Consider the following 20,016-nt stretch of genomic DNA (forward strand, 5'->3'; position numbering starts at 1 on the left):
GAATTCGACAAGTAAAGGAAAGCCCGTGAATCCGGTTCAGACCACGTTCCAGTACGGTTCGAGTACCGTCACCCTAGAAACCGGGCGCGTTGCGCGCCAAGCCACCGGCGCTGTGCTGGTCACCATGGACGACACCGTGGTGCTGTGTACCGTGGTCGGACGCAAGGACCTCAAGCCCGGCCAGGACTTCTTCCCGCTCTCCGTGCACTACCAGGAGAAGACCTACTCCGTGGGCAAGATCCCGGGTGGCTTCTTCAAGCGCGAAGGCCGTCCGACCGAGAAGGAGACGCTGACCTCGCGTCTGATCGATCGTCCGATCCGTCCGCTGTTCCCGAAAGGTTTCATGAACGAAGTGCAGGTCATCTGCACCGTGCTCTCCGCCGATCGCAACCAGGATCCCGATATCGCCGCGATGATCGGTACGTCCGCCGCGCTGGCGATCTCCGGCCTGCCATTCAGCGGCCCCATCGGGGCGGCGCGTGTCGGCTTCACCGAATCGCGCGGCTACTTCCTCAACCCCACGGTGGAAGAGCTGGCCACCTCCGAGCTCAACATGGTGGTGGCGGGTACCGACAAGGCCGTGCTGATGGTCGAGTCCGAAGCCCAGGAGCTGACCGAGGACGAAATGCTGGGCGGCGTGCTCTACGCCCACCAGGAGATGCAGGTCGCGATCGACGCGATCAAGTCGCTGGTCGACGAAGCCGGCAAGCCGAAGTGGGACTGGCAGCCGGCCGCCGCCAACGTGGCGCTCAAGGAAGCCGTCGCCGGCAGCTTCGAGTCCGCCGTGGGTGAAGCCTATCGCATCACCGACAAGATGGCGCGCCAGGATGCGCTGGCCGAGATTCGCGCCAAGGCGATCGAGCAGCTGGCCGGCGGCGACGCCCCGCAGTTCAGCGCCGATGAAGTCGGTGGCGCCCTGGCCAGTCTCGAGAAGCACACCGTGCGGCGTCGTGTCATCGCCGGCGAGCCGCGTATCGACGGCCGCGACCACAAGACCGTGCGTCCGCTGGACATCAAGGTCGGCGTACTGCCGCGCACCCACGGTTCGGCGCTGTTCACCCGTGGCGAAACCCAGGCCGTGGTCATCGCCACCTTGGGCACGCTGCGCGACGCCCAGTTGATCGAATCGCTGGAGGGCGAGCGCAAGGATCGCTTCCTGCTGCACTACAACTTCCCGCCGTACAGCGTCGGCGAAGCCGGTTTCATGGGCGGCCCCAAGCGTCGCGAGATCGGTCATGGCCGCCTGGCGCGCCGTGGTATCCAGGCGATGCTGCCGGGCGAAGACGAGTTCCCCTACACCATCCGCGTGGTGTCCGAGATCACCGAGTCCAACGGCTCCAGCTCGATGGCGTCGGTCTGTGGCTCCTCGCTGGCGCTGATGGATGCCGGGGTCCCGATCAAGGCGCCGGTGGCGGGTATCGCCATGGGCCTGGTCAAGGACGACGACGGCTTCGCCGTGCTGACCGATATCCTGGGCGACGAGGATCACCTCGGCGACATGGACTTCAAGGTGGCCGGTTCCGCCAACGGCGTGACCGCACTGCAGATGGACATCAAGATCGAGGGCATCAACGAGGAGATCATGGAGACGGCGCTGCAGCAGGCGCACCAGGCTCGTATCGAGATCCTCGACAAGATGAACGCCGTGATCGCCGAGAGCCGCAACGAGGTTTCCGACCATGCGCCGGCGATGCAGACGATCAAGATCTCGCCGGACAAGATCCGCGACGTCATCGGCAAGGGTGGTGCCACGATTCGCGGCATCTGCGAAGAGACCGGCGCGTCGATCGATATCGACGATGACGGCACCGTCCGCATCTACGCCGAGGATCGTTCCGCGGCCAAGCGCGCCATCGACACCGTGCTCGGCATCACCGCCGAAGCCGAGATCGGCAAGCTCTATCGCGGCAAGGTGGTGCGCCTGGCCGACTTCGGCGCCTTCGTCAACTTCATGCCGGGTACCGACGGTCTGGTGCACATCTCCCAGATCGTGCCGGAGCGCGTCAACGACGTGAAGGAGTACCTTAGCGAAGGCCAGGAAGTGACGGTCAAGGTGCTCGACATCGACAACCGCAATCGCGTGAAGCTGTCGATCAAGGAGATCACCCCGGAAGAGAAGGCTGCCTTCGAGGCGACCCTCGTCACCGAAGCGTGATCCCCCGGCGGTAACCGCCAACGCCCGGTCTGCGCCATGCAGGCCGGGCGTTTTTCATGGGCGGCTCATGCCGCGGCGGCTAGGGGGCGCGGCGCAGGCAGGCGTCGCTTGAGCTGGCGGGAGAGTTTCTTCTCCACGAATTCGTAGCTGAGCCAGGAGCAGAGCGCGATGACGGGCAGGCAGATCGCCAGCGCCAGGTAGGGGGCCAGGCCGAACTGCTCGGTCAGCACGTAGTTGCCCGACCACAGCACGATCACATGCAGCAGGTAGGTGGAGTAGGACCAATCCCCCATCGCCTTGAACACCCGGTTGTTGCCGATACGGGACTCCATCCCGATGAAGGCGACCACCAGCAGCGCGCTCGGCAGACCCCAGGCGAGGAACCGCAGCGCACCGGACGGATCGTTGAAATGGAGGATCGTGGCGCTGCTGGCCAGCGCCAGCGCGATCGGCCACCAGCGTCCCTGGGGCAGTCCGTAGCGTCTGTAGATGGCGCCGATGCCCATGCCCAGCAGGAATTCGAAGATGATCGGGTCGGTGTAGAAGTTGCTGATGAACGGCTGGTGGGCAAACAGCGTATTGATGACCACGATCGCCAGCACCACGCTCCAGAGCCGCCATTCGCGCTTGAGCATCAGCGAGGCCGCGAACACCACGTAGAACAGCATCTCGAAGTTGAGCGTCCAACCCACCGGCAGGATGGGATAGTAGCCGTAGCCGGCGGGGTTCTCCGTGGGCAGGAAAAACAGCGACATGATCAGGCCCTTGAGACTCAGGCCGTACTCCGGCATGACGTTGCTGGTGAAGTAGATGATCGCGGCGGTGATCAGCGTATAGAGCCAGTAGGCGGGCACGATCCGGACGAGCCGGTGCAGCAGGAACTGCGGCATCGTAAGCCGTTTGCCGCGGCTGGAGACGTAGATGATGAAGCCACTGATGACGAAGAAGATATCCACACCCACCTGGCCGCGGGTGGAGAAGAGGTACTCGACCCAGTTGTCCGCCTCGAAGCTGAAGAAGACCTGCATGAAGTGGTGGAAGACGACGATCCATGCCGCCAGGGCGCGTAACGCCTGTACCGAAATGAGCATCCCTCGGAGTCCTTGCCCAGAAGTCTAAGACGCCTCTTGAGAAGGGTGGATGCCGAAAAAGTTCGATGCCCTTACGCAAAATGACAAAACGCTGTTTCTATTTGCAGCCTGTCGCGCCGGTTCTCTGCCGCGTCACCGCTGACCCGTCGGGTCGGCCACGGCTCACAGCTTCCGCAGCGCCACCTGCTCCACCAGATGATCGCGACCCTTGCGCAGGATCAGATCGGCGCGTGGGCGCGTGGGCAGTATGTTCTCGCGCAGGTTGCGGCGGTTGATGTCACGCCACAGCCCTTCGGCGATCTCGAGCGCCGCCGGCTCGTCGATCTGGGCATAGCGGTGGAAGAACGAATCGGCGTTCTGGAAGGCGGTCTGCCGCAGCAGCTTGAAGCGCTCCAGGTACCAGTCGTGTATGTGAGCTTCCTCGGCATCGATGTAGATCGAGAAGTCGAAGAAGTCGGAGACGAACGGCACCATCTTGCCGTCTTCCGGGAGGTCGCGGACCTGCAGTACGTTGATGCCCTCGACGATCAGGATGTCGGGGCGGTCGACGATCTGGTATTCGCTATCGCGCACGTCGTAGGTCAGGTGCGAGTAGAGCGGCGCCCGGACATTGCGGGCTCCGGCCTTGATCCACGACAGGAAGCGCAGCAGGGCGCCGATATCGTAACTCTCCGGGAAGCCCTTGCGGGCCATCAGCTCCTTGTCGCGCAGCGTGGCGTTGGGATAGAGGAAGCCGTCGGTGGTGACCAGGTCGACCTTGGGGCTCGACGGCCAGCGCGCCAGCAGCTCCTTGAGGATGCGCGAGGTGGTCGATTTGCCCACCGCGACGGAGCCCGCGATGCCGATGATGAACGGCGTCTTCTGGGTGTCGTCGATGTCCAGGAAGCGTTTGCGCTGGGCGTACAGCCGCTGGCTCGCCTCGACGTAGGAGGAGAGCAGGCGTGACAGCGACAAATAGATCCGTCGCACCTCGCCCAGGTCGATCGGATCGTTGAGCGAGCGCAGCCGCTGCAACTCTTCCGCCGATAGCGTCTGCGGCGTATCGGCTCGAAATTCGGCCCACTGCTCGGCCGTGTAGAACTGATACGGGGAGAAGGGGTCCGGTCTCAATTGATTCATCGTGTCTCTTTCACTGTCGAACCGCCGCGTGGTCGGTACGCTGCAGGAGCTAGGGGACGTCATTGTCGACATTCGCGGCAAATTGTCTCAGTTGCATGGGGCGAATGCCACGCGAATCGGCGCTGCCGCAATCGGTGAAACCCAGTCGCCGATAGAGATCGATCGCCGCTTGGTTGTCGGTGAAGACGTTGAGCGTCACGCGCTCGGCGCGGCGCTGGCGGGCTTCGTCCAGCAGGTGACGGCACAGCGCTTCGCCAAGCCCCTGGCGTCTGCGCGATGGCGACACGATGACGCGGGCCAGATGATAGTGGCGCTCGCCTTTGACGACGAGCTGGCCGAAGGCGAGTGGCTCGCTGCCGGAGACGAGGCAGAACGAGAGCAGGCCGCCGCCGTCGATTTCCCGCCATAGCCTGGCGCCATTCGTCGGCCACGACAGGCCGGGGCCAGCCCAGCGCTCCAGCGCCCGTGCCGTTCCGATCCATTCGGCGATGCGGGCAAGGTCCGTCGGCAGCGCCGGACGCCAGCGGTCGTCAGCCATGGCGGATGCCGCTTCCGGCCGGACGCGGCAAGGAGACGGCCAGGTTGTCGATCAGTCGCGTCGAGCCCAGATAGACCGCCCCCAGCAGGCGGCCTTCGGCATGGCGAGCGATATCGAACGGAGCCAGGGCGGGTCCGCGGATCTCCAGGTAGTCGACTCGAAATCCGGATGCCTGTAGCGCTTGCCTGGCCTCCGAGAGCGCGGCGTCGGGTGCTCGGCCACTGGCCAGCGCATCGCGGCAGCGCGACAGCTCCCGGTGGAAGGCGGGCGCCAGAGCCCGGTCGTCGGCACCGAGATAGCCGTTGCGTGACGACAGCGCGAGGCCGTCCTCGGCACGAACGGTCGGCACGCCGACGATCTCGATCGGGAAATGCAGGTCGGCCACCAGCTTGCGGATGACGGCCAGTTGCTGGAAGTCCTTCTCGCCGAAACAGGCGATGTCCGGCTGCACCAGGTGGAACAGCAGCGAAACCACCGTCGCGACGCCATCGAAGTGGCCGAGGCGGCTGCCGCCGCAAAGCCCCTCGGAGACGTCCGGCACGTGGACCTGGGTCTGCGTCTCGAGTCCGCCGGGATAGAGCGTCTCGACGCCGGGGGCGAAGAGGAGATCGCAGTCGTGCGCCGCCAGCTTGTCGCGGTCGCTTTCGAGGGTGCGCGGATACTGGCCGAAGTCCTCGCCGGCGCCGAACTGCAGCGGGTTGACGAACAGCGTGGCGACCACCACGTCGGCGAGCCCTCGGGCCCGCTCGACCAGGGCCAGGTGGCCGGCGTGGAGATTGCCCATGGTCGGCACCAGCGCGATGCGCCGCCCGGCCATTCGGTGGGCCTGCAGGGTCTCTCGCAGCGGCGCGATATCATGCAGCGTCTGCATCAGAAACAGTGCTCCTCGGCCGGAAAGCGACGGGATTTGACCGCTTCGTCATAGGCGCGGAACGCCGACTCGATACTCTCCTGGCCGGGTAGAAAATTCTGCACGAAGCGTGGCACATAGCCACTGTTGAGCCCCAGCGTGTCGTGCATGACCAGGATCTGCCCATCCACGTCCGGGCCGGCACCGATGCCGATGACGGGCGCGGCGACGGCGTCCCTGACCGCTTTGCCCACGGCCCGGGGCACGCACTCCAGCAGGATGACGGCGGCGCCGGCCTCGACCAGTCGCTGGGCATCGTCGACGATGCGCTGGGCCGCATCGGCGGCCCTGCCTTGAACCTTGAACCCGCCGAGCTGGTGGACGCTCTGCGGGGTCAACCCGAGATGGGCGCAGACGGGAACGCCACGGCGCGTGAGTTCGCGGATGCCGTCGGCCATCCAGGCTTCGCCCTCGATCTTGATCAGTTCGGCGCCGGCGCGCATCAGCTCACCCGCGTCGCGCAGCAGTTGACCGATATCGGCGTTACTCATGAACGGGAGATCGACCATCAGCAGGCTTCGCTGCTTGCCCCGTGCCACGCAGGTGGTGTGATAGCGGATGTCTTCCAGGGTGACGGGCAGGGTGCTGGCGTGTCCCTGCAATACCATGCCCAGCGAGTCGCCGACCAGCAGCACATCGATACCGGCGGTATCGGCGCAACGCGCCAGCGTGGCATCGTACGCGGTCAGACAGCTGAACGCCGCGCCGCGCGCCTTGCAGTCGCGCAACGTGTCCAGGGTAACGCGCTTCATGCTCTCTCTCCCAATCGCGCCGAGCCCTGCTCGCTACGGCGTTGACGAAGGCTCCGACCTGCGGCTCGCGACCAGGGCGCGAGCCCATCCATCATGCCCGACAGGGCGATGCGGAGCAGAGTGTAGTGAGTTGCCCACCAGACGCAACACGACATTGGCGGCATGCCGAGGGTTCACGCCGGCAGACGGTGCAGCGTCTGATCTTCCAGCCTGTTTGCCAGACTCCCCGGCAGCTCGCCGCCGAGGGAGAGCGTCGGCGCGATTTCAGCCAGGGGTTCCAGCACGAATCGGCGATGCATCATCTCCGGATGGGGCAGGGTGAGACGAGGGGAGTGGCAAGTGAGGCCCGCGTACCACAGCAGGTCCAGATCCAGCGTCCGGGGCCCCCAGTGGCGATGCCGCACACGGCGATGGCGCTGCTCGATCGCCTGGAGCTGGTCGAGCAGCGCCAGCGGCGAGAGTCGAGTGCGCACGGCGACGACGGCGTTGACGAAATCGGGTTGATCCTGGGGGCCGACCGGAGCGCTGGCGTAGAGAGAGGAGACGGCAACGCGCTCGCTCACCGGTAGCGAGGCCAGTGCCGACACTGCCCGCGCCAGTTGGTCACGGGGCGACTCCAGGTTGCTGCCCAGGCCGACATAGGCCAGGGCGAAGCGTCGGTGGTCAGTCATCCAGCGTCGGCGGTATCGGCTTGTTGGTCGGCCGCCGACGCTTGCGCGGGCGTCGACGGCGGGGTTTGGGACTCGTTCCCGCCGGATTGCCGTTGCCGCCGCCGGTGTCGTTGGCGAGTAGCTGGCGCTGCCCCTCCTCGTCCGCCTGCTGGAATTCGGTCCACCAGGCACCCAGGCCTGGGGCCAGCTCGCCGGCTTCCTCGCGCAGCAGCAGGAAGTCGTAGGCGGCGCGGAAACGCGGATGTTCCAGTGTCTGGAACACCCGACGGCCGCGTCGGCGCGGGAGTTGCTGCTGAAGATCCCAGATCTCGCGCATCGGGATGCTGAAGCGCTTGGGGATCGAGGTATGTTGCAACTGACGACTGATGACCTGCTGCGCGGCGGCCTGCTGAGCCGGGACGTCCGGCAGGTCCTGCTCGTGGGCGATGCGCGGAGTGCGCTGCTGGACGCAGGGCCACAGCAGGGCGCCAAACAGGAAGGCAGGCGTGACCGGTCGATCTTGGGCGATCCGCGCATCGGTGTTGGTCAGCGCCTGCTCGACCAGCTTGACCGCCCAGGGGTGCTCGTCGAGGACTTCGTCGCTCTCGGGGAACAGCATCGCGAACAGGCCATGATCACGCAGCACCCGGAAGCTCTGCAGCGCGTGCCCGGAGAGGAACAGCTTGAGCACTTCCTCGAACAGCCTCGCCGGCGGGATCTGCAGCAGCAGCGGGGCCAACTCGCGAATCGGTGCCTCGGTACCTTCTTCAATCCGGAAGTCGAGCTTGGCGGCGAAACGCGCGGCGCGCAGCATACGCACCGGATCCTCGCGATAACGGGTTTCCGGATCGCCGATCAGACGGAGCACGCGATCGTCCAGGTCCTGTAGACCGCCGGTCCAGTCATGGATGGCGAAGTCGGTCACGCTGTAGTAGAGCGCGTTGACGGTGAAGTCGCGACGAATCGCATCCTCCTCGACGCTACCCCAGACGTTGTCGCGCAGCAGCAGGCCTTCGTCCGACTGCTGGCTGTGATTGCCCGCGTGCTCCTCGCCATGCCGTCCGCGAAAGGTCGTGACCTCGATCACCTCGCGCCCGAAGCGGACGTGAACGATACGGAAGCGCCGGCCGATGATACGGGAGTTGCGAAATAGCTGACGCACCTCGTCCGGTGTCGCGTTGGTGGCGACGTCGAAATCCTTGGGCCGGTTGCCGAGCAGGGAGTCCCGAATGCAACCACCGACCAGGTAGGCGTCGTAGCCGGCGCCATTGAGTCGATACAGTACCTTGAGAGCGCTTTCGCTGAGATTCTGACGCGAGACGTTGTGTTCGTCGCGAGGAAGGACTTGTCGGGTGGTCGTGGTCTCTTCGGCCGCCTGAGCGGATTCCGGGCCGAAGAAAGTCTTTAAACGTTCACCGGGACGCTGGAGAAAACGGGAAAATCCTTTGAACATGCGGCGAAATCGACTCGCGAGGTAGCAAAACCCCAGTGTAGCGGAGGCCAGAAGGCTTGCAAAGGCAATGGGGAGACGAGGGGGCGATCCAAAGGCTCGGTACAGGCTTCGCCATGGGGGATCATGCCGGGGTGGGTCGTGCCGACATCTGCCGTGACCTCATTCCACGAGGGGACGAGCAGGGTCGACGGGCACAGTAAAAGGGGAGACCCGATGGGCCTCCCCCTGCAAGGATGCTTCGCAACGTCCATGCCGCTTCTTCTTGTTCGTGATGGCGCATCGCCTTGAATACGCACCACAGTCGCTGAACGAGCGTGCAGTCACTGGCTTGTCGTTATCAGCCATGCTGTGTGTAGCGACCACCTCGTATTCAAAACAATAATCCAACCACGACAGGCAATGCCCTTTCCCGGTTGTTGTCGTTGTTCCGGGAAGTCTCCAGATCACGAGGAGGCTTGTTGTTGTTGCCTCGTTGGTGAAGAGCGTCGCGTCCTGATTTTGCGTCGGCTCGAGAACGATTGTTGTTGTTCGTGTCCTCGTTCGCCCTTGGCCAGTGTTGTTGTTGGGGGCCGATGGCGATTTGCCTTCCTAGGTTGATTGCCGCCTTGTTGTTGTTGTCGGCGTTGGGAGTCATTCCGATCCGTCTGTTGTTATTGGGCTTGATCGGATACCCGCTGTTATTTTTCTTGTTTTAGTTACAGCACGTGCCGTGCCACTCCTTGTTTTTTTTAAGGAAATCAATTTCTTGCGAATCCTTCTCCATGCTGGCCATCGTATGGCGACGTCCATGGGGGAATCCAGATGGTTCATAAGGGGGCATCTGCTGCGCGTCATGCGTAATTGTGGTGCGCCCCTTCTGCGCAATGGCGACAGGGTGGCGCAAAACGGCGCGAGTTTCGCTTAGACAATAGTCTTCAATCGAAGGAAGAAGCCGTTTTGGCGGCGCTGAGCGACACGCGTCGACCGCCAGGCAGGGGGCGACGAGGAGCTCTGTACAGGGGGGTTGCGTAAGGGGGCGCGTAGGGGTTTTGCATGGGGCTTCGTATCGGGGCTGTGTATCGGGGCTCACTCCGGCCGTTGACCCGGGATCGCGGTCATCAGGTCGGGGGACCAGTGCTCGAGAGCGTGTGCCAACTGAGTGGATATCTCAGCCTGGCGCAGCGCGGAGGATGGCGCCTGCCCCAGCAGTTTCAGCGCCTGATGGAGTACCGGGCGGGCCAGAGCGCCATCGTGGGGAATGGCGGCCGCGAGATTCTGCTTGGACAGCTTCTGGCCATCCTCGCCCAGGATCAGTGGCAGGTGGAGATAGCGCGGCTCGGGATAGCCCAGTGCGACCTGGAGCTGTCGCTGCCAGGGGGTATTGTCGAGCAGGTCGAAGCCGCGAACCACATCGGTGATGCCCTGCTCCGCGTCGTCGACCACCACCGCGAGTTGATAGGCCCAGAGGCCATCCTTGCGCCTGATGACCACGTCGCCCTGGAAGGTCGGGTCCAGGCATTGGCGTCCGAACAGGCGATCTTGCCAGCACACCGGCTGGATGCCCTTGTCGGTCCTCAGTCGCCAGGCCTGGGGGCGCCCGGGGTGAAGCGAGCCATGGCGGCACCAGCCGGGGTAATGACCATGCTGCTGCCACTCGCGTCGCGAGCAGCCACAGGGGTAGGCCATCCGGTCAGCGACCAGACGGTCCAGCGCCGCCTGATAGGCGGCTCCGCGGGCGCTCTGATGGCGGATCTCCCCGTCCCACTCCAGGCCGAACGCTTCCAACTGACGGCGGATCTGGTCGACGGCGCCTGGAGGGCAGCGTGGCGGGTCGATGTCCTCGATGCGCAGCAGCCATCGACCGCCGGCTGCTCTGGCATCCAGCCAACTGCCCAGCGCCGCCACCAGGGAGCCCAGGTGGAGCGGGCCGGAGGGCGTGGGCGCGAAACGGCCGATATAGCCCGAGGCAGAGGGTGGCGCAGTGGTCATGAGGCGGCTCGTGACGTGGGACATGGCAGTGCCGGATGACGCGAGGATAGCGCGAAACGCAAGACGGGCACCGCTGGAGGTGCCCGTCACACATCTATGGCAACCGAGGCCGTTCAGCCGCCGAGCTGCTTCTCCTTGAGCTCGGCCAGCGTCTTGCAGTCGACGCAGAGCGTCGCCGTGGGGCGAGCCTCGAGGCGGCGAATGCCGATCTCGACACCACAGGCCTCGCAGAAGCCGTAGTCTTCCTCGTCGATCTTCTCGATCGTTTCATTGATCTTCTTGAGCAGCTTGCGCTCGCGATCGCGCGTGCGCAGTTCCAGGCTGAATCCCTCTTCCTGCGTGGCGCGATCAGCGGGGTCTGCGAAGTTGTTGGCTTCTTCCTGCAAGTGGCGAACCGTACGGTCGACCTCTTCCATCAGATCCTGTTTCCAGCCCAGAAGGATCTCACGGAAATGCGCAAGTTGTTTGTCATTCATATACTCTTCACCCGGCGCCGGCTGGTACGGGGTGAATTGACTGGGCGCTTCCGTTTTCTTTTCCGCTACTGGCATGGGGGCTGCCTCGTTACGCAAGTGTCGTGACGCGTGTGATCTGGCCGAGTATCGGCCGGGGGCAGCGTCTGCCACTGCCCGAAGCCATGCTTATTTAGCGAAAAAGTTGCCGCTTTGCAACCGAATGGGCGCTTTATTTTTCTCATCCCCGGTTAGTGAAACCCGGGGAATCGGGCTGGCATCCGCCGGGTGGGCGATGCCGCGACTGTCGTCTCTCTGGACCGAATCTCTCCTGGCACTCGTCTTTCTGGCTTTCTGGATATCAGTACTCCATGAACTATCCCGCTCTTCTCCCTGGCACGCTGTTGAGGCGCTACAAGCGTTTCCTGGCCGATATCGAGCTCGACGACGGCCGCGAGGTCATCGCGCACTGTCCGAATACCGGCTCGATGCGCGCCGTCAATGTCCCCGGTTGCCGTGTCTGGGTGTCGCCGAGCACCAATCCCGCCCGCAAGTTGTCCTGGACCTGGGAGCTGATCGAACTGCCCGACGGGGCGGGTGGCGTCGACCTCGTGTCGGTGCACACCGGGCGTGCCAATGCGCTGGTCGAGGAGGCGCTGCGCGGCGGTCTCGTGCCGGAGCTCGCCGGCTTCGCCGAGCTCAAGCGAGAGGCCGGCGTCGAGGGGGCCAGGCTCGATTTCCGCTTGGGAGAGGCGCAGGGGCGCGACACCTTCGTCGAGGTCAAGCAGGTGACGCTCAAGGAGAGCGACGGACATGGCTATTTTCCCGATTCGGTCAGCGAGCGTGGACGCCGTCATCTCGAGGTGCTGGCCGAGCTGGTTGCCCAGGGCCACCGCGGGGTGCTGCTGTTCTGCGCGGCGCACACCGGTATCGACGACGTGGCGCCGGCGGCGCATCTCGATCCCGCATACGCACGCACGCTCCAGGCGGTCGCCGAGCGTGGCGTCGAGGTGCTGGCCTACGGTTGCCGGCTGGCGTGGGTGCAGGGGCGGCCCGCGGCGGTGATGCTGGATCGCCGCCTGGCCGTGAATCTCGAACGGCGCTGGCAACCCGCCGGCGGCGAGTCGCGTTAACGCCCGCGCCGGACCCGGAAGATCGCCGTCTCGCCGAACAGGTTGGGCCAGAGCCTCGATGACCAGTGTCCCTCGTGTTCGGCGCTGCCGACGGCCTCGTCGACGATGGTGACGCCCTTGTCGCGGCACAGGTTGGCGAAGTCCCGGAACGTCGACAGGTGGATGTTGGGCGTGTCGTACCAGGCGTGGGGCAGGGAGCGCGAGACCGGCATGCGACCACGGAGCGTCAGGTGGAGCCGGTGCTTCCAGTAAGCGAAGTTGGGGAAGGCGATGATGCACTCCGGGGCCACCCGCAGCATTTCGTCCAGCATGGCGTCCGGGCGGCGCAGGACCTGCAGCGCCTGGGTCATGATCACCAGGTCGCAGGCATCGTCCACGAAATTGCCCAGGCCGTCGTCGAGATTCTGCTCGAGCACGTTGACGCCTTTGGTCAGGCACGCCGAGATCCCTTCCGGATCGATCTCGAGGCCGTAGCCGGTGACGTTCTTGTGGCGCGCGAGCGCCGCCAGCAGCGTGCCGTCGCCGCAGCCCAGGTCGAGGATGCGGGCATCTTCGGGCACCCAGTCGTAGATCAGTTCGAGATCCGCGCGCATCAGTTCGTCCCTCCGTTGAGCTCGGCATCGATGCGCCGCATGAAGCTGCCGAAAACCGACTCGTACTGGTCGTTGGGCAGCAGGAAGGCGTCGTGCCCGTGGGGGGAGTCGACGTTGACGTAGCTGACCGCCTTGCCGGCTCGCAGCAGGGCATTGACCAGTTCCCGCGAGCGGGCCGGGGCGAAACGCCAGTCGGTAGTGAAGCTGACGACCAGAAAAGGGCATGCTGCCGGTGCCAGCGCGGCTGCCAGGTCGCCGTCGTGCTGTCCCGCGGGGTCGAAGTAGTCCAGCGCCTTGGTCATCAACAGGTAGGTGTTGGCATCGAAGCGGGTCGAGAAGGTATCACCCTGGTGGCGCAGGTAGGACTCCACCTGGAACTCGACGTCGTAGCCGAAGTTCAGCTGGTCGCTGCGCAGGTCGCGGCCGAAGCGCGAGCCCATCGAGTGCTCGGACAGGTAGGTGATGTGGCCGATCATCCTGGCCAGCTTCAGGCCCAGCTTGGGAATCGCGCCGTGGTCGGCGTACCAGCCGTCGTGGAAATCGGGGTCCGAACGGATCGCCTGGCGGGCCACTTCGTTGAAGGCGATGTTCTGCGCCGACAGTCGCGGGGTCGCGGCGATCACCGCCACGTTGGCGACGCGCTCCGGATAGGCGATCGTCCACTGCATCGCCTGCATGCCTCCGAGGCTGCCACCCACCACGGCGGCGAAGCGTTCGATGCCGAGCTGGTCGGCCAGGCGTGCCTGGCTGTGGACCCAGTCCGCCACCGTCATGACCGGAAACGTGGGACCCCACTGGCGGCCGGTTTGCGGATCGACGCTGCTAGGGCCGGTGCTGCCGTGGCAACCGCCGAGGTTGTTGAGCGAGACGACGAAGAAGCGGTCGGTATCGATCACCTTGCCGGGGCCGATGTAGGCGTCCCACCAGCCGGGCTTGAGCTCGTCGGCGCTGTGGAAGCCCGCGGCATGGTGATGGCCGGAAAGGGCGTGACAGATCAGGACCGCGTTGCTGTGCTCGGCATTGAGCGTGCCGTAGGTCTCGTAGACCAGCTCGAAGCGTTCGAGGGTCTTGCCGCAGGCCAGGGCCAGCGGCGACTCGAATGTCGCGGTCTGCGGTGTGACCAGGCCGACGGAGTCGGACGGAAAGGAAGCGGACATGAAGCGGGATAGTCTCCAGGTTCAGCGAGGGCACGTGGCCGATTGACATCGGTGTGTGCCCGGACGCCGCCAGCCGCCGCTCGTCGACGATCCGAGACCTGCTGCTGGCGCGGACCGTGATAGAGCGCGGGACTGGCGGCGGAGGCGGCCGGCGTGGCTCAGAAGCCGACCAGAGCGCCCGGCAGGCCGGCGGCACGGGCCAACGAGCCGACGACGACGCTATCGAGCAGATTGATGGCGATGAACACCACGATCGGCGATAGGTCGATCATGCCCAGCGGCGGTATCACGCGGCGCACCGGGGCCATGATCGGCTCGACGATCTGCATCACCAGCAGTGCACCCGGATGACTGGCGCGGGGTGCCACCCAGCTCAGGATGATCATGATGATCAGGGCGAAGAAGTAGATCTTGAGAATCGCGTTGAGCACGCCTGCGATCCCCGCCAGCAGCAGGCCCTGCAGCGGAGGCATGCCGAAACCCGCAATCTGGAAGATGGCGGTGATCACGATCACCTTGAGCAGGAAACCCACGAACAGCGTGGCGATGTCGATACGCCCGACGGGCCGCAGGATCTTCTGAACCGGCGCGACCACCGGCTGGGTCGCCTTGACGATCCCCTGGCTCATCGGGTTGTAGTAGTCCGCCTGCGAGAATTGCAGCAAAAAGCGCAGCATCAGCACAAACAGATAGATGTTGACCAGCGTGTTGACCAGCATCAGGCCGGCGCTTCCAAGATTACTGCCCATTACGTTCTCCTAGTGATTCGGCGGATTCCATTCCGGCTCGTTCAGTTCTGACCCAGCTCGCTCGACAGCTCCCGGGCGCGCTCCGCGCAGGCGTGGGTCGCGCGGCTCACGATCTCGGCCAGACCTGCCTCCTCGAACGTGTGGATCGCGCGCTCGGTGGTGCCGTTGGGGGAGGTGACACGCCGACGCAGCTCGGCGGGGTCGAATTCGCTCTCCCGCGCCATCTTGGCGGCGCCGAAGGCGGTCTGCAATGCCAGTCGGCGGGCGCTCTCGGGCGCCAGGCCCAACGCTATCCCGGCGGCCTCCAGCGACTCCATGAACAGGAAGAAGTAGGCCGGGCCGCTGCCGGAGATGGCAGTCACGGCCTCGATCTGGGCTTCGTCCTCCACCCACTCGACCAGACCCACCGACTCCAGCAGGTCGGTCGCGAGTTGGCGTTCGGCGGCGCTGACGCGGTCGTTGGCGTACAGGCCGCTCGCGCCCTCGCCGACCAGCGAGGGCGTATTGGGCATGCAGCGGATCAGAGCCAGATCGCCCCCCAGCCAGGCGTCCAGGGTCGCGGCATCGAGCCCGGCCGCCACCGAAATGACGAGAGGCCGACGGGCCTGAACGCTATCCCGTAGCGACAGGCAGAGATCGCGCATCATTTGCGGTTTGACGGCGAGGACGACGACGTCCGCTTCCCCGACCGCGGCCAGGTTATCCTGCATCGTGCGAATGCCATAGCGCTGACCGATGGCATCGCGCTTTTCCTGGCTGCGTGACGTGGCGACGATGGCATCGGCGGGGTAGCCGCCTTCTAGCATCCCGCCGAAGATGGCGCTGGCCATGTTGCCGGCACCGATGAAGACGATGCGGCTGGCGTTGGGCGAGTCGGTCATGACTGGGTCCTTGGGGTCGGTCGGAAACGGGGCGATGTCGTCAGCTCCCGGGCGGCGGCGGGCGGCTGCCGAAGATGGCGGTGCCCAGGCGAACGATGGTGGCGCCCTCCAGGACGGCGGCCTCCAGATCGCCGCTCATGCCCATCGACAGGGTATCCAGGGGGGCTTCGGGAAAGCGGCGCTGCAACTCGGCCAGCGCGGTGGCGACCTGGCGGAATGCGTGACGCTGCCGATCTCTGTCCTCACTGGGCGCCGGTAACGCCATCAGGCCCCGCAAGCGAAGGTTGGGAAGTGCCAGCAGAGACTCGGCGAGTGCCGGCAGGTCGTCGATGTCGACCCCCGCCTTGCTGGCTTCGCCGCTGACGTTGAGCTGCAGACAGAGATCGATGGGTCCCAGTGCCGGCGGGCGCTGCTCGGAGAGGCGGCGGGCGATCTTCTCCCGGTCGACGCCATGCACCCAGTTGAAATGCTCGGCGACGTCGCGGGTCTTGTTCGACTGCAGTGCACCGATGAAATGCCACTCGATGTCGTCGAGGTCGGCCAGCGCCCGCTGCTTTTCCAGGGCTTCTTGCAGGTAGTTCTCGCCGAAGGCGCGTTGACCGGCGGCATAGGCCTGGCGCAGCATATTTGCTGGCTTGGTTTTGCTGACAGCAAGCAGGCGTGCGCCGTCTGACGGCCGCCCGGCCGCCCGCAGCGCCGCCTCGAGGCGCTCGCGGGCGCTGGATAGAGACTCGGACACCGATGCTTCTGGCATACTGGATGGCGACCTTACGCAGGGGATCGAATAAAAACCCATGGATATTACCGAACTGCTGGCGTTCTCGGCAAAGCACGACGCTTCGGACCTGCACCTGTCGGCCGGACTGCCACCCATGATTCGGGTCGATGGCGACATGCGTCGTCTCAATGTGCCCGCGCTCGACGACAGCCAGGTTCGGCGCCTGATCTATGATGTCATGAACGATCGACAGCGTCGGGATTTCGAGGCTGCGCTCGAAACCGACTTTTCGTTCGAGGTCACCGGCGTGTCCCGCTTTCGTGTCAATGCGTTCACTCAGGGGCGCGGCGCCGGTGCGGTCTTCCGCACCATTCCCAGCAACGTGCTGACGCTCGATGATCTCGGGCTGGGCGATGTCTTCCGGCGCCTGTCGATGTTGCCGCGAGGCCTGGTGCTGGTCACGGGGCCGACCGGCAGCGGCAAGTCGACGACCCTGGCGGCGATGATCGACTACATCAACAGCAACCGCCAGGAACACATCCTCACCATCGAGGATCCGATCGAGTTCGTACACGAAAGCAAGCGCTGCCTGATCAACCAGCGTGAAGTGCATCGCGATACCAAGGGCTTTGCACCGGCTCTGCGCTCGGCCCTGCGCGAAGACCCCGACGTCATTCTGGTGGGCGAGCTCAGGGATCTGGAAACCATCCGGCTCGCGCTGACGGCAGCCGAGACCGGCCACCTGGTGTTCGGCACCCTGCACACGACATCGGCGGCCAAGACCGTCGACCGGATCATCGATGTCTTTCCCGGCGACGAGAAGGGCATGGTGCGCTCGATGCTGTCCGAGTCGCTGCAGGCGGTGATCTCGCAGACGCTGCTCAAGCGTGAGGGCGGTGGGCGCGTCGCCGCTCACGAGATCCTGGTGGCGACGTCGGCGATTCGCAATCTGGTCCGGGAGGGCAAGGTCGCGCAGATGTACTCGGCGATTCAGACCGGCGGTAGCCTGGGGATGCAGACACTGGATGCGGCGCTTTCCCAGTTGGTGGCCAGTGGTGTGGTGACGCGTCAGGAAGCCCACGCCAAATCGCGCGCCGGGCTCGACCAGTGAGTTCGCGCTCCGGATTCAGGTACCAGGACACGACATGACACCCTCCCAGTGGTTTGAGCAACTTCTCGATATCATGCTGGCCAAGCAGGCTTCGGACCTCCTGATCTCCACCGGTGCGCCGCCCTGCCTGAAACTGGATGGCAAGCTGGTGGCGCTGGGTGACGTGCCACTGCAGCCGGATCAGGTGCGCGAGCTGGTGGCCATTGCTCTGCCTCAGGGGCGGCGAGAGACCTTCGAGGCGGAACACGAGGCCAATTTCGCGCTGAGCCTGAGCGGCAAGGGGCGCTTTCGTGTCAGCGCCTTCTACCAGCGCAGCCAGCCGGCGATGGTCGTTCGACGAATCGCTTTCGACATTCCCGACCTCGAGTCGCTGGGCCTGCCGGAGGTGACGGGGACGCTGGCTTCCATTCGACGCGGGCTGGTACTGGTGGTGGGCGGAACCGGCAGCGGCAAGTCGACGACGCTGGCCTCGATGATCCAGCACCGCAATCGCACGGTCGGCGGCCATATCATCTGCATCGAAGATCCTATCGAATACATGCACCCGCACCAGCGCGGCATCATCAATCAGCGGGAAGTGGGCATCGATACCGAATCCTACGAGGTCGCGCTGAAGAACGCGCTGCGCCAGGCGCCGGACGTCATCATGATCGGCGAGATACGAAGCCGCGACACCATGGAGCTGGCGCTCAGTTTTGCCGAAACCGGGCATCTGTGTCTGGCCACGCTTCATGCCAATAGCGCCGATCAGGCCGTCGAGCGCATTTTCAGCCTGTTTCCGCCGTCCCGCCAGGAGCAGATAGGGATGGACTTGTCGCTCAATCTGCGCGCCGTGGTCGCCCAGCGACTGCTGCCGCGCCAGGATGGCGACGGACGCTGTGTCGCGACCGAGGTGCTGCTCAAGTCCCCGTTGATCAGCGAACTGATCCGCCGTGGCGAGGTGGCCGAATTGAAGGATCTGATGCGGCGCTCCCGGGAGCAGGGCATGCAGACCTTCGATCAGGCGCTTTACGAGCTCTTCCGCCGCGGGGACATCAGCGAGAGCCTGGCGCTGGCTCACGCCGACTCGGCCAACGATCTACGCATGCTGATCAAGTATGGCGAACGCCGGGACGCCGGTGACAGGAGCGATGATGGCGCGAAGTTCTCGCTGATCGAGGATGAGTGACCGGAAGTGTCCTGACCCGGCGTCGGTGTCGCCGATCAACGATGACCGAAGACTCATGCTAAGATTGCCGCCTTTCAAGCTCGATAGCGTTGGTAAGGGAGACGGACACGATGGCCGAGGTCGATGAAGCGCTGGCGTTGATCAAGCGCGGCACGCAGGAGATTCTGATCGAAGATGAGCTGGTGAAAAAGCTCGGATCCGGTCGCAAGCTCCGGATCAAGGCTGGCTTCGACCCCACGGCTCCCGACCTGCACCTGGGGCACAGCGTGTTGCTGACCAAGATGCGCCAGTTCCAGGATCTCGGCCACGAAGTGATCTTCCTGATCGGCGACTTCACCGGCCGGATCGGCGATCCCACCGGCAAGAACGTGACGCGCAAGCCGCTCACCGAGGAAGAGGTCAAGGCCAACGCCCAGACCTACCGCGAACAGGTCTTCAAGATTCTCGATCCCGACAAGACCGAAGTGCGCTTCAATGCCGAGTGGTTCGGCGAGATGTCGGCGGCCGACATGATCGAACTCTCGGCGCAGTCCACCGTGGCGCGCATGCTCGAGCGCGATGACTTCGAGAAGCGCTATCGCGCCGGCCAGTCGATCTCGATCCACGAGTTTCTCTATCCGCTGGTGCAGGGCTACGATTCGGTCGCACTGAAGGCGGATATCGAACTGGGTGGAACTGACCAGAAGTTCAACCTGCTGATGGGGCGCGAAGTCCAGAAGCACTTCGGCCAGGAGCCTCAGGTCGTCATTACCATGCCGCTGCTCGAAGGGCTGGATGGTGTGCAGAAGATGTCCAAGTCGTTGAACAACTATATCGGCGTCGACGAGTCGCCCGGGGTGATGTTCAACAAGATCGTGTCGATGCCGGATAGCCTGATGTGGCGCTACTTCGAGCTGCTGTCGCTGAAGTCCAACGACGAGATCGAGGCGATTCGTCGTGAGATCGAGCAGGGAGCCAATCCGCGCGACATCAAGATGACCCTGGCACGGGAACTGATCACGCGCTATCACGGCGAAGAAGCGGCAGCCAATGCGCACCGCTCCGCGGGCAATCAGCTGGCGGAGGGGGAGCTGCCCGACGATCTGCCGGAAGTGGAGGTGGATTTCGAGGGCGCTCCCCAGGCGCCGATCGCGGCCGTGCTCAACCGCGCCAACCTGACCAACAACAGTGCCCAGGCCAAGGATATGCTCAGTAACGGCCGGGTCAAGGTCGACGGGGAGGTCGCGGCCAAGGATCTGATGCTCGAGACCGGCAAGCGCTATGTGATCCAGGCCGGCAAGAAGCGTTACGCGCGCGTCATCTTGAACTAGCGTCACCTTGAACGCAGTGAGACTTGTCTTGTCGCTCGATTCTTGTCGATATCCGAAACGCCCGCCCTGCGCGGGCGTTGTGGTATCTGGAGGTTGGCTGAGGGAGAG

At 64.6% G+C, this 20,016-nt stretch carries 20 protein-coding genes; 5 read left to right on the forward strand and 15 right to left on the reverse strand.

The annotated features are described in order from the left end of the window. The first annotated feature begins 25 nt into the window (after nt 1-25). The gene (gene pnp / locus Q0602_RS24045; RefSeq protein WP_298848667.1) at nt 26-2,155 is read left to right on the forward strand and encodes a polyribonucleotide nucleotidyltransferase; all 2,130 of its coding nucleotides are present in this window, start codon (nt 26-28) and stop codon (nt 2,153-2,155) included. Nucleotides 2,156-2,220: 65 nt separating this feature from the next. Here the strand turns inward: pnp and Q0602_RS24050 are convergent, their stop codons facing one another. The 10 genes from Q0602_RS24050 to dksA form a co-directional block, all read right to left on the reverse strand. Continuing rightward, nucleotides 2,221-3,246: an acyltransferase gene (locus tag Q0602_RS24050; RefSeq protein WP_298848669.1), complete on the reverse strand. Its 1,026-nt coding sequence runs from the start codon at nt 3,244-3,246 to the stop codon at nt 2,221-2,223. A gap of 162 nt (nt 3,247-3,408) precedes the next feature. Continuing rightward, nucleotides 3,409-4,365: a type I pantothenate kinase gene (gene coaA, locus Q0602_RS24055; protein ID WP_295041147.1), complete on the reverse strand. Its 957-nt coding sequence runs from the start codon at nt 4,363-4,365 to the stop codon at nt 3,409-3,411. A 49-nt stretch (nt 4,366-4,414) separates the two neighbouring features. Then, nucleotides 4,415-4,903 (reverse strand): GNAT family N-acetyltransferase, encoded by a 489-nt coding sequence (locus Q0602_RS24060; RefSeq protein ID WP_298848671.1) that lies wholly within the window; start codon nt 4,901-4,903, stop codon nt 4,415-4,417. Continuing rightward, nucleotides 4,896-5,774, reverse strand: coding sequence for a pantoate--beta-alanine ligase (gene panC / locus Q0602_RS24065; protein WP_298848673.1), 879 nt, complete (start codon nt 5,772-5,774; stop codon nt 4,896-4,898). The genes Q0602_RS24060 and panC overlap by 8 nt, the downstream gene beginning before the upstream one ends. Beyond that, on the reverse strand, nt 5,774-6,565 hold the full coding sequence (gene panB, locus Q0602_RS24070; RefSeq protein ID WP_298848675.1) for a 3-methyl-2-oxobutanoate hydroxymethyltransferase: 792 nt from the start codon (nt 6,563-6,565) through the stop codon (nt 5,774-5,776). The genes panC and panB overlap by 1 nt, the downstream gene beginning before the upstream one ends. Nucleotides 6,566-6,738: 173 nt before the next feature. Next, a complete protein-coding gene (gene folK, locus Q0602_RS24075) occupies nt 6,739-7,236 on the reverse strand; it encodes a 2-amino-4-hydroxy-6-hydroxymethyldihydropteridine diphosphokinase (protein WP_295041391.1) in 498 nt (165 codons plus the stop codon). Then, nucleotides 7,229-8,668: a polynucleotide adenylyltransferase PcnB gene (pcnB, locus tag Q0602_RS24080; RefSeq protein ID WP_298848678.1), complete on the reverse strand. Its 1,440-nt coding sequence runs from the start codon at nt 8,666-8,668 to the stop codon at nt 7,229-7,231. Before pcnB ends, folK begins: the two co-directional genes overlap by 8 nt. A 370-nt stretch (nt 8,669-9,038) precedes the next feature. Then, nucleotides 9,039-9,302: a hypothetical protein gene (locus Q0602_RS24085; protein ID WP_298848680.1), complete on the reverse strand. Its 264-nt coding sequence runs from the start codon at nt 9,300-9,302 to the stop codon at nt 9,039-9,041. 431 nt (nt 9,303-9,733) lie between these two features. After that, nucleotides 9,734-10,636, reverse strand: coding sequence for a tRNA glutamyl-Q(34) synthetase GluQRS (gluQRS, locus tag Q0602_RS24090; RefSeq protein ID WP_298848682.1), 903 nt, complete (start codon nt 10,634-10,636; stop codon nt 9,734-9,736). A 113-nt stretch (nt 10,637-10,749) separates the two neighbouring features. Beyond that, entirely contained in the window at nt 10,750-11,187 is a 438-nt protein-coding gene (dksA, locus tag Q0602_RS24095) for an RNA polymerase-binding protein DksA (RefSeq protein WP_149437079.1), read from the reverse strand. A 272-nt stretch (nt 11,188-11,459) separates the two neighbouring features. On the opposite strand from dksA, the gene sfsA reads away from it, so the two are divergent. Next, nucleotides 11,460-12,221: a DNA/RNA nuclease SfsA gene (gene sfsA, locus Q0602_RS24100; RefSeq protein ID WP_298848683.1), complete on the forward strand. Its 762-nt coding sequence runs from the start codon at nt 11,460-11,462 to the stop codon at nt 12,219-12,221. Here sfsA and metW read toward each other — a convergent pair. The 5 genes from metW to Q0602_RS24125 all read right to left on the reverse strand — a co-directional run bounded on the left by metW (nt 12,218) and on the right by Q0602_RS24125 (nt 16,355). Beyond that, complete coding sequence (gene metW, locus Q0602_RS24105; RefSeq protein ID WP_295039981.1) at nt 12,218-12,814, reverse strand: methionine biosynthesis protein MetW; 597 nt, start codon at nt 12,812-12,814, stop codon at nt 12,218-12,220. The genes sfsA and metW overlap by 4 nt on opposite strands. Beyond that, nucleotides 12,814-13,971: a homoserine O-acetyltransferase gene (locus Q0602_RS24110; protein ID WP_298848684.1), complete on the reverse strand. Its 1,158-nt coding sequence runs from the start codon at nt 13,969-13,971 to the stop codon at nt 12,814-12,816. The genes metW and Q0602_RS24110 overlap by 1 nt, the downstream gene beginning before the upstream one ends. A gap of 158 nt (nt 13,972-14,129) precedes the next feature. After that, a complete protein-coding gene (locus Q0602_RS24115) occupies nt 14,130-14,720 on the reverse strand; it encodes a YggT family protein (RefSeq protein ID WP_110601313.1) in 591 nt (196 codons plus the stop codon). Nucleotides 14,721-14,761: 41 nt separating this feature from the next. After that, the gene (gene proC / locus Q0602_RS24120) at nt 14,762-15,601 is read right to left on the reverse strand and encodes a pyrroline-5-carboxylate reductase (RefSeq protein WP_298848686.1); all 840 of its coding nucleotides are present in this window, start codon (nt 15,599-15,601) and stop codon (nt 14,762-14,764) included. Nucleotides 15,602-15,641: 40 nt separating this feature from the next. Next, entirely contained in the window at nt 15,642-16,355 is a 714-nt protein-coding gene (locus Q0602_RS24125) for a YggS family pyridoxal phosphate-dependent enzyme (protein ID WP_298848689.1), read from the reverse strand. 40 nt (nt 16,356-16,395) lie between these two features. Between Q0602_RS24125 and Q0602_RS24130 the strand changes: the two genes are divergently transcribed. The 3 genes from Q0602_RS24130 to tyrS all read left to right on the forward strand — a co-directional run bounded on the left by Q0602_RS24130 (nt 16,396) and on the right by tyrS (nt 19,908). After that, on the forward strand, nt 16,396-17,430 hold the full coding sequence (locus Q0602_RS24130; RefSeq protein WP_298848690.1) for a type IV pilus twitching motility protein PilT: 1,035 nt from the start codon (nt 16,396-16,398) through the stop codon (nt 17,428-17,430). Between the two features lie 34 nt (nt 17,431-17,464). Next, complete coding sequence (locus tag Q0602_RS24135) at nt 17,465-18,598, forward strand: PilT/PilU family type 4a pilus ATPase (RefSeq protein WP_295039968.1); 1,134 nt, start codon at nt 17,465-17,467, stop codon at nt 18,596-18,598. A 110-nt stretch (nt 18,599-18,708) separates the two neighbouring features. Next, nucleotides 18,709-19,908 carry a tyrosine--tRNA ligase gene (gene tyrS, locus Q0602_RS24140; RefSeq protein ID WP_298848694.1) on the forward strand — a complete coding sequence of 400 codons (1,200 nt, stop codon included), beginning with the start codon at nt 18,709-18,711 and terminating at the stop codon, nt 19,906-19,908. Nucleotides 19,909-20,016: the final 108 nt, after the last annotated feature.

The organism is uncultured Salinicola sp. (assembly GCF_937921195.1).
Classification (GTDB): Bacteria; Pseudomonadota; Gammaproteobacteria; order Pseudomonadales; family Halomonadaceae; genus Salinicola.

Excerpts from the sequence above, each read along its gene's own strand:
- pcnB (WP_298848678.1), bottom strand. The coding sequence starts at position 8,668 with ATGTTCAAAGGATTTTCCCGTTTTCTCCAGCGTCCCGGTGAACGTTTA.
- coaA (WP_295041147.1), bottom strand. The coding sequence starts at position 4,365 with ATGAATCAATTGAGACCGGACCCCTTCTCCCCGTATCAGTTCTACACG.
- sfsA (WP_298848683.1), top strand. The coding sequence starts at position 11,460 with ATGAACTATCCCGCTCTTCTCCCTGGCACGCTGTTGAGGCGCTACAAG.
- proC (WP_298848686.1), bottom strand. The coding sequence starts at position 15,601 with ATGACCGACTCGCCCAACGCCAGCCGCATCGTCTTCATCGGTGCCGGC.
- Q0602_RS24125 (WP_298848689.1), bottom strand. The coding sequence starts at position 16,355 with ATGCCAGAAGCATCGGTGTCCGAGTCTCTATCCAGCGCCCGCGAGCGC.
- gluQRS (WP_298848682.1), bottom strand. The coding sequence starts at position 10,636 with ATGACCACTGCGCCACCCTCTGCCTCGGGCTATATCGGCCGTTTCGCG.
- Q0602_RS24135 (WP_295039968.1), top strand. The coding sequence starts at position 17,465 with ATGACACCCTCCCAGTGGTTTGAGCAACTTCTCGATATCATGCTGGCC.
- Q0602_RS24050 (WP_298848669.1), bottom strand. The coding sequence starts at position 3,246 with ATGCTCATTTCGGTACAGGCGTTACGCGCCCTGGCGGCATGGATCGTC.
- tyrS (WP_298848694.1), top strand. The coding sequence starts at position 18,709 with ATGGCCGAGGTCGATGAAGCGCTGGCGTTGATCAAGCGCGGCACGCAG.
- Q0602_RS24085 (WP_298848680.1), bottom strand. The coding sequence starts at position 9,302 with ATGACTCCCAACGCCGACAACAACAACAAGGCGGCAATCAACCTAGGA.
- Q0602_RS24110 (WP_298848684.1), bottom strand. The coding sequence starts at position 13,971 with ATGTCCGCTTCCTTTCCGTCCGACTCCGTCGGCCTGGTCACACCGCAG.
- panB (WP_298848675.1), bottom strand. The coding sequence starts at position 6,565 with ATGAAGCGCGTTACCCTGGACACGTTGCGCGACTGCAAGGCGCGCGGC.
- dksA (WP_149437079.1), bottom strand. The coding sequence starts at position 11,187 with ATGCCAGTAGCGGAAAAGAAAACGGAAGCGCCCAGTCAATTCACCCCG.
- metW (WP_295039981.1), bottom strand. The coding sequence starts at position 12,814 with ATGCGCGCGGATCTCGAACTGATCTACGACTGGGTGCCCGAAGATGCC.
- Q0602_RS24130 (WP_298848690.1), top strand. The coding sequence starts at position 16,396 with ATGGATATTACCGAACTGCTGGCGTTCTCGGCAAAGCACGACGCTTCG.
- panC (WP_298848673.1), bottom strand. The coding sequence starts at position 5,774 with ATGCAGACGCTGCATGATATCGCGCCGCTGCGAGAGACCCTGCAGGCC.
- Q0602_RS24115 (WP_110601313.1), bottom strand. The coding sequence starts at position 14,720 with ATGGGCAGTAATCTTGGAAGCGCCGGCCTGATGCTGGTCAACACGCTG.
- folK (WP_295041391.1), bottom strand. The coding sequence starts at position 7,236 with ATGACTGACCACCGACGCTTCGCCCTGGCCTATGTCGGCCTGGGCAGC.
- Q0602_RS24060 (WP_298848671.1), bottom strand. The coding sequence starts at position 4,903 with ATGGCTGACGACCGCTGGCGTCCGGCGCTGCCGACGGACCTTGCCCGC.